6 protein-coding genes are annotated in these 8,577 nt (G+C 48.8%); all 6 read right to left on the bottom strand.

The window, feature by feature from the left end:
• Positions 1–1,103 (bottom strand): hypothetical protein (locus tag GX441_09700; GenBank protein ID NLI98913.1); only part of this gene is annotated, 1,103 nt, incomplete at its 3' end.
• A 73-nt stretch (positions 1,104–1,176) separates the two neighbouring features.
• Entirely contained in the window at positions 1,177–2,571 is a 1,395-nt protein-coding gene (locus tag GX441_09695) for a hypothetical protein (GenBank protein NLI98912.1), read from the bottom strand.
• Between the two features lie 27 nt (positions 2,572–2,598).
• Positions 2,599–3,999 (bottom strand): hypothetical protein, encoded by a 1,401-nt coding sequence (locus GX441_09690; GenBank protein NLI98911.1) that lies wholly within the window; start codon positions 3,997–3,999, stop codon positions 2,599–2,601.
• 193 nt (positions 4,000–4,192) lie between these two features.
• Positions 4,193–4,984, bottom strand: a complete 792-nt coding sequence (thiD, locus tag GX441_09685) for a bifunctional hydroxymethylpyrimidine kinase/phosphomethylpyrimidine kinase (GenBank protein NLI98910.1) — start codon at positions 4,982–4,984, stop codon at positions 4,193–4,195.
• Complete coding sequence (locus tag GX441_09680; protein ID NLI98909.1) at positions 4,974–6,758, bottom strand: FAD-dependent oxidoreductase; 1,785 nt, start codon at positions 6,756–6,758, stop codon at positions 4,974–4,976. The genes thiD and GX441_09680 overlap by 11 nt, the downstream gene beginning before the upstream one ends.
• Positions 6,748–8,247 carry a hypothetical protein gene (locus GX441_09675; GenBank protein ID NLI98908.1) on the bottom strand — a complete coding sequence of 500 codons (1,500 nt, stop codon included), beginning with the start codon at positions 8,245–8,247 and terminating at the stop codon, positions 6,748–6,750. The genes GX441_09680 and GX441_09675 overlap by 11 nt, the downstream gene beginning before the upstream one ends.
• Between the last annotated feature and the right edge of the window lie 330 nt (positions 8,248–8,577).

The raw sequence follows: 8,577 nt of genomic DNA, 5'->3' as shown, positions 1-8,577 counted from the left end.
GGTTCGTTGCTTTGAGCGTGGTATATCTCGTCGTCACCGTCGGAGTTGTTCCAGAAGAAGATATGACCGATTCTGTTTGCGCCAATGGTAAAGAAGCGACCTAAAAAAGCAAAATCATTAACGCTGTTATCGGTCACGCGACCGCTGCTCCACACTCCGGCAACGTTGTTTGCATAAAAAATCTCGGCATCGGTCGCCTCGCCGGCCAGATAAGCAATATGAGCCTTGTTATTGGGATCAATAAAGATTGTCGGACAGGCATTGTTATAGCTTGTGGTCGTAACCTTGCTCTCCTGCCAGGTTCCGGTAACGTTGTTGGCGTAGTATATCTGATTGAAGCTTCCGTCATCCTTAGCGTACGTAACGTGCGCCTTGTCGTTTCTATCCAGGACGATGAAGGGGAATGAATTGACGCCCAAACCGCCTGCCACAAGTTCAGTAGAGGTCCAGATACCTGCAGTCTTTTTCGTATAAAGCAAAGCCACGCCGTTTTGAATGAAAACGATGTGAGGATTGCCGGCTTTATCAAGAGCAAACCATGGACCCTCATCATCCACAGGATTATCAGTAACCTGTTCGGTATTCCACGAACCAGAGACGTTGTTGGCGTAGAATATCTCGAAATCGCCGGCGCCTGTCTCTCTTTGATAGACAATATGCGCGAAACCGTTCTTATCGAGGGCTATTGACGGCCATCCGTCGTTCTCGGCATTGTCGGTGATACGGGTATCGTTCCATGTTGAAGCAGAACCCACGCAGTAGGATATTTCATTGTCCGGCGTATCCGTCCACCAGTGAGCGATATGTGCGGTCTGTTCGTTGTACTTTGCGGCTATGTCGAGACCTATATCGCTCACCGCGTTATCCGTTATCCTCGTAGAAGTCCATGGACCTGAAAAGTTGTTGGCAACAAACATTTCGTTATCAGGGTCCCCATGCATATAAACAACTATAAGTCCTGATGAAACGGCAGCCACGAAAGGCAGCACATCAGGTTCGGTGTTGTTAGTTACCTTCTCGACAGTCCAGGTTGCTCCAAAAGAGGGCAGAACGATACCCACAACAGCAATCAGCGCTATTGCTAAGTACTTATTTGTTTTCATCTTAATACTCCTTTCAGCCATACTTTATAGAGAGGCAGTGTATTATCACACTGCCTCTCTATTTCTTTTTAGTTTATTTTAAGATTGTCTTTGCGGACACAACGCACGTCGCGGTCGCAAGACGGAAGAAGTAAACCCCGCCGGTCGCGCGCTCGCCTGCATCAGACATCCCGTTCCAGATTATCTCATGATTACCTGAGCTGACCGACGAATTAACCAGGGTCCTTACGAGTGAACCGGATGCGTCGTAAACCTTGAGCGATACGTTACCGGCTGCGGGAACAGAGTAGCTTATGGTCGAATTACGAATAAAAATAGGCGCTACGGCGATTGAGGAGGAAGCTGCGGGCGTAATTTCTTCAATGCCTGCGAATAAAGGCTCATTGCTCCTGGCGTGATATATCTCATTGTCGCCGTCTGAGTTGTTCCAGAAGAATATATGTCCTATCCGATTTGCATCGGATACAAAGTAACGGCCCAATATCCCGCCGTCGTTTACGCTGTTATCTGTTACGCGACCAGTGGTCCATATTCCTGCTGCATTAGTCGCATAAAACATCTCAAAGTCGCCATCGACAGCGATATAGGCTATATGAGCATTGTCGGATGGGTCAACAAAAATTGTAGGGAAGGCGTTATCATATGAAGCGCTGGTAACCTTGCTCTCCTGCCAGGTTCCTGTAACGTTGTTGGCGTAGTATATCTGGTTGTGGGCTCCGTCGCTTCTTGCGTAAGTTACGTGAGCTTTGTCATTCTTGTCAAGTACGATGAACGGAAAAGAGTTGACGCCTCCACCCAACGTAATAGGCTCAGGATCCATCCAGATTCCTGCTGCCTTTTTTGTGTAGCCTATTGTTGTTCCTCTTACCAAAACTACGTGAGGATTTCCGGCTTTATCGAGCGCAAACCAGGGAAAAACATCGTTTACACCGTTGTCCGTGATCTGTTCTGTCAGCCATGAACCTGATACGTTGTTGGCGTAGAATATCTCATTGTCGCCGCCTACATCCTTCATGAAAACCATATGCGAATGCCCGCTATTATCCAGCGCTATCGACGGCCATGCATCATTGTCGGCGTCGTCGGTAATGCGCGAGATGTTCCAGCTTGTACCTGAACCTATGCAGTATGATATCTCCTGATCAGGCACGTCCTGCCACCAAACAGGTATATGAGCGGTTTGTTCGTTATACTTTGCGGCGATGTCAAGACCTAAATCGCTGTAATTGTTGTCGGTAACCCTCGTAGACGTCCATGAACCGGAAAAGTTGTTTGCTACGAATATCTCGTTGTCGCCATCGTCGTGCGTGTATGTCACAAGCAGACCGGATTGAACCGCCGCTGCAAACGGATTGAAGTCCGATTCCGTATTGTCCGTGACCTTCTCTATAGTCCATGTTGCTCCCAGAGCCAGTTGAGAAAAGCCTACAATCAGAACAAGACCAGCTAACATCCAATACTTACGCATATTTTTGCTCCTTCATTTATAATAAGTTTATTTCAGTATCGTTTTCACGGATACTGCTTCGTCGTTTGTAACGAGACGGAAGAAGTACACTCCGCCCGTAGCCCTTGAACCGGCGTCTGTGATGCCGTTCCAGTTAGCGATGTAGTCTCCGGCGCTCTGCGTTCCGCTTACAAGAGTCTTAACGAGCGAGCCCGATGCATCGTAAACCTTTAGGGATACATTTCCGGATACCGGGACCATATAATAAACGGCCGAGTTGCGAGAGATGATCGGGGCGACAGAGAGCGTGGGAGCCAAGGAGGTGGATGGAGACTCCTCGACACCGGCATACAGAGGCTCATTGCTGTAAGCGTGATATATCTCCGCATCGCCGTCCGATGCATTGACGAACACCATGTGGCCTATTCCCTGGGCATCACTTGTAAAGTAGCGACCCAACCTCACGGCCTCGTTCGTACCGTTGTCGGTAACACGGCCCGTAGACCATATTCCTGCGGCATTCGACGCATAGAACATCTCAATATCACCAGGCTCTTCGGCTTGATAAGCGATATGAGCTTTTGAGTAAGGATCTATAAAAATGGTTGGGAAGGCATTATCATAACTCGCGTTAGTTACCTTGCTCTCCTGCCATGTGCCGGTTACATTATTGGCATAGTACACCTGGTTGAAGCTTCCGTCGTTCTTGGCGAAGGTGACATGCGCCTTATCGTCTTTATCGAGAACGATGAACGGGAATGAGTTGATACCCATCCCGCCGGCCACATGCTCGGGCGATGTCCAGATACCTACCGTCTTCTTTGTATAGTGAAGACTCGCGCCGTTTACGTAGATTATATTGGGATTGCCTGTTTTATCGAGGGAAAACCAGGGGTACAGATCGTCTGTCCCGTTGTCCGTGACTTGCTCGGCTATCCATGAACCGGAAACGTTGTTGGCGTAGAAAATCTCCGCATCGCCGCCTACGCCTCGCTGGTAGACCATGTGCACGTGCCCGGAATTGTCGAGTGCGATTGCGGGCCTCTGGTCATTGTCGCCGTTGTCGGTTACCCTCTCCGTGCTCCAAGTTGTCGCTGAACCCTTGTAGTAGGATATCTCATCATCGGGCGCATCCTGCCAGTACACGGATATATGCGCAGTCTGCTCGCCGTACTTAGCGGTTATATCGTATCCGAAATCGTCGCGGGTATTGTCCGTAACCCTGTTTGAGGTCCATGAACCCGAAAAGTTGTTGGCGACGAAGAGCTCGTCGTCCGGGTCGTGGTTTGTATAAGCTATCAAGAGCCCGGACTGAACGCAGACAATGAAGGGATAAAGGTCGGATTCCGTATTGTCGGTAACTTTTTCAATGGTCCATGTAGCACCGGTCAAAGGTGCATTGAGAACTATTGACAAGATGAGAGACGCAAGCACTGAGTTCTTGCTCACTATCTTCCTCCTATGGTTGATGCATTACAGCCATCCATCAGAGACGAACGACCTCCTCTTAGATGTCGCCGCTCGCGTTCAAACATTTTTTGAACTAAACTAGCTACGAATCTTAAGTGATAATCTATAACGATTATTAGTTTAAAGATGTTCTTTGTTTTGTCAATACCTTATGATTTTGAATATGGAGGTTTTAAGAGACACTTTTTAGATGATTGATTATCGGCGCGCCCTCGCCTGCGTATAGAACGTCTGCGAGCTTGCGGTCGATGTATGCTTCAGCGGAAGCTACTGCATCAAGGAGAGTTGCTCCACGCACGAGGTAAGCAACAATTGCCGCCGACAGCGCACAACCGGTTCCGTGAACGCGCTTGAGGTTGCGTCTGGGTTTTACAAATCTGCGGGCCTGCGTTTTTGTATAGAACAAATCGACCACCTCATCCTCTTCGGTATGTCCGCCCTTTATTAGCACGGCTTTTGCGCCCATATCAATGAGTTTACGCGCCGCACCTTCGAAATATACGCTACTCGTGATGGACATGCCGAGCAAGGACTGCAGTTCCGGGACGTTAGGCGTCACAAGTACGCTATGGGGGATGACTTCTGTTCGGTAAACTTCTACAATATTCGAGTCGGCGAGTATGAAGCCGGTGCCTGATGCGAATACCGGATCTACAATCACAGGAACCGAGGTTTGCTTAAGGAAATCGATTACAGGTGCCAATGACTGATTCGTAAGGATGCCCGTTTTAGCAGCCTTCGGCTCCCTGTCCTCAAGCAAACATTTAAGCTGCTCGGAAACGATTTCCGGCCTGACCGGCTCAACCGTCCGAAGCCCAAAGCTCGACTGCACGGTAACGGCTGTGGCAACGGAGATTCCGTGAACGCCGAGTTCGGTAAAGACTTTGATATCCTCCTGCAGTCCGGCTCCGCCGGATGGATCTAGTCCTGCAATGGTCAGAGCTATTGGAATCTTAGCGTTCATCTTGAGCAACGTATCCTTTTTGCTTGCCGGTTTTGTAGAGAAACCCCAGGTTGTGTTTGTGACAAGCCAGACAGCGTTTCGCTTCATCTTCGTCATCACCTTTGGCAAAACCGCACATCACTTCTTTTGCCATTGAAAGTTTCTCGAAATCAGAAGCTTCTTTCCTGCGGGATTCGAATCCAGGATTTCTGACGCTCCATGCCGAACCTTCAAGCCTATCTAATCCGAACCCGGGTTCAAACTCAAACATGCGAGCAATATTGGCTGAGAAGAGTCTTGGCCGTAAGAAATAGTCAATTGATTCTGCGGCCCTGCGTCCGTCACGAACGGCTTCAACAACCGCACTCGGACCAAGTACGCAATCTCCTCCTGCAAATACCTTTCGTCGTGACGTCGCAAGCTTGCGATTGACTTTAATCTTTCCGTCAATATCAGTCAAGAGTCCCAATGTTCCGAGGAGTTTTATGTCAGGCTCCTGACCTACCGCTACAATCACCGTATTGACATCTTCTATCCATTGTTCACCATGTACCGGTATCAGCTCCGAACGTCTGCCTGATTTAAGATCGGAAAGCGTCATCCTGGAAAACACAATATTTTCGACACGCTTTTTACCCTCGAATTTAATGGGCGATGCAAGAAAATGCAATCCCACTCCTTCCTTTTCTGCTTCTTCGATCTCCTCCTTGTATGCAGGCATGTTGATACGCATCCGACGATAGAAGATTGTCACCTTTTTTGCACCCATTCTCAAGGCCGCTCTTGCCGAATCTACTGCAGTATTTCCTCCGCCAAGCACCGCCACATGACCAGAAAGAGACTTTGTTTTTCCAATACATACCTCTCTTAAAAAGGAGAGACCGGAAATCACTCCTTCCAGGCCCTCGCCTTCTATCATTAGCGGTCTTGGCCTTGACGCTCCAAGAGCAAGATATATGGCGTCGTAGGAAGCCTCAAGCTTCCTAAGTGAAAGTTCCTCGCCTAGAGCCTGATTCGGGAATAACTTTATCCCGGGATTTGAGTTCATTATGAAGTCAATGTCGCTCTGAACTACTTCTTGAGGCAATCTGAAACATGGAATGATATCCCTGAGTATTCCTCCGGGTTTGGATTCCTTATCGAAAAGATCGACACTGTAGCCGCGCTGGGCCAGGAAATGGGCGCATGTCAGCCCTGAGGGCCCGGCTCCGACAACCGCGACTTTGTGCTTGGAGTACAAAACGGCGGAAGGTAATATCTTTTTTTCGCTTGAGTTCGTTGCAGCACTGCGTTTGAGCGCCCGTATCGCTATCGGTTCTTCAATGCGTGTCCTCGTGCAGACCTCTTCGCACGGTGCAGGGCATATACGACCCAGGATTCCAGCGAGCGGCGCCTTGAGACGAATCAAGGCGTCAGCCTCATCATATCGGCCTGCGGCGACAAGAGAGATGTAGTCCGGCACATTTAATCCAGCCGGGCAATCCCTTCTGCAGGGCGCTTCTTCGAGCCTCGGTCCGCGATAGGCATCGTATGCGGTAAGGAAATAATAAATTGCGAACGTTACAGACCATAAAGGCCATAGAAGCCACCCTAGGTCGGGCCGAAGTCTGTTCATAATGGTGATAAACGCTAAAAATGACGCATCCAGTATCAATGCCGCAACACCCATTGCGATTCTTCCTCGAATAATATGTCCAAGACCGGGTATTATAAGAGATGAGATGAGAGAAATTCTTCTTAGTTTTTTTTCCTTGCACATCCGCTCCCCTAAAAGCGAAAATCCATCAGAACCCATATGTCAATGCTGCTCCTGCGCTTATATAGTTTAAGATTCCAAGGTTCGGAACACTTGGGTCTATTGCGGCCGCATAGTTCCCGAACAAAGCCGTTGTTGTATTCGCCCTTACCGAAAGATCAAGCTCAATCCCTTTCCAGGCCAGCGTTGTGGAAACACCGAAGAACAAAGCCGGAATCGTGTAAATGGGCACTTCTTCGATTTTAGTCACCCTGTAGAAGACAGCCTGAGAAAAGCGAATAGGAACCTTCCAGTTGTACCCGAATCCGGTCCCAAAGAAAGCCTCAGTATTGCCTTCGCCCCAGGTACCCGCCATTGCTAATGTGGCGTCAATAATCCAGTCGCCCGGCGTTGCCTGGATGCCTCCGCGTATGCTCGTTCTTGGAGGCAGGGTCAAAAGGGTGCGTGACTCTCCTTCTATTTCTCTCAGACTATCATAACCAAATACAACTTTCATCTGACCCTTAATTATCCTCGAATCCTGGTCGACTTCAAGGTTTTGCGTGTTAATTTCGACTATCCTTGGCAGACCGCCCCTGACCCCTTTTCCATTCCTGACCTCTAGAATCTGAGCGCCTAAATCCTGTTCAAGCGAGGCACCCCAGCTGAATTCCTGACCTTGTTTTTGAATCCCGAATACGGCGCCTAATTCGTTGCCGGTAAGCGTTGTAAAATAACGATTTGCGTACAACTCTCCACCCTCAATCTGCGCAATCAACTGGACGCCGACATCCCAAATGTCGGACTCGGAGTATACATTGGCTCCGGTTGGCTTAAGAACAGGCGTTAGGGTATCAGTATAGTCGATGAAACCGTTAAAGGTGTTCAACCTAAAGGAGATTCCGTAATTTATGCCCTTGTCCTGTGTAGCAAGCATAAGCAAGACAGGAGTCGACTTAAGCTTCGTTCTGTTCTCTACAGATATTATTCCTCCGCCCTTTCCATACAAGTCAATGAGGACGGGAACCGTCATGGGTTCATCGACATCCGGAAAGTCAAGTTCCGTCAAAGTGTCGCGATATGAATACGTGGCGGTGAAATTTAGCTCACCCCTTGCGTCAATCTCGCTCTCGAATCTGTCGCCCTGAACGTATGCAAGTCCAAGAACTACTTCACCTATACGAACAGCCGCCCCGCCCATATAGATTCCGCTCTTTTCCTCGGCGTAGAGCGTGACGGGCAGGCCCACTTCTCCAACATACGGAAGATTTGAACTTAGATTGAGGTTTATTCCGCCGACGCGGCCGAAACCTGCTGAAAAGCTTGCGGATGCTGATTTCACCGATGCAAGGGCTGCAGGATTGACGAACGCTCCGCGCATGCCGGATGCCGAACCTGGATTCTCGTACGAATAGTTTATGAGATATAGGTAAGGGTCAACGTAATTGTAAGCCAATGCACCTGAAAGACTTGCATTAACGTCAATATTGAGGATGCTGTCTCCTCCCCACTGGCTTAGTATCGCCAGTGCTAGCATAAGGTGCCCCATATGCTTATTATAGTATTTAAGAGGTGCAAGTCAACAGGCAAAAGAACACACGAGTTCGTGGCACGAATCCCGGTATTCGTACGCCGAAACGAGGTCAGGAATCATTTTACCCCGCAAAAATACTGTGTCTTTTTGCGAGGATCCCGTCATGCCAGGATTAAAGATATGGGCCAAAAAATACAGTCAGGTTTAATCCTTTGTAGCCCCATTTTATGGTCAAAAGCTGGTCAAAAGATGGTCAGAAGATGGTCAAAACCGCCCCAAAAGAACCTCGGAGACGTTATTTTGGGGACCCCGAATCAGGTCAGTGTTAAAGTGTGGTGGTCCGGT

It is taken from the genome of bacterium, from assembly GCA_012517375.1.
Classification (GTDB): Bacteria; Hydrothermota; Tepidihabitantia; order B3-TA06; family B3-TA06; genus JAAYVC01.
Note: the sequence above shows the minus strand (reverse complement) of the source record. Positions and strands in the feature narration are given on the sequence as shown.

Excerpts from the sequence above, each read along its gene's own strand:
- GX441_09675 (NLI98908.1), bottom strand. The coding sequence starts at position 8,247 with ATGGGGCACCTTATGCTAGCACTGGCGATACTAAGCCAGTGGGGAGGA.
- thiD (NLI98910.1), bottom strand. The coding sequence starts at position 4,984 with ATGAACGCTAAGATTCCAATAGCTCTGACCATTGCAGGACTAGATCCA.
- GX441_09680 (NLI98909.1), bottom strand. The coding sequence starts at position 6,758 with ATGGGTTCTGATGGATTTTCGCTTTTAGGGGAGCGGATGTGCAAGGAA.
- GX441_09695 (NLI98912.1), bottom strand. The coding sequence starts at position 2,571 with ATGCGTAAGTATTGGATGTTAGCTGGTCTTGTTCTGATTGTAGGCTTT.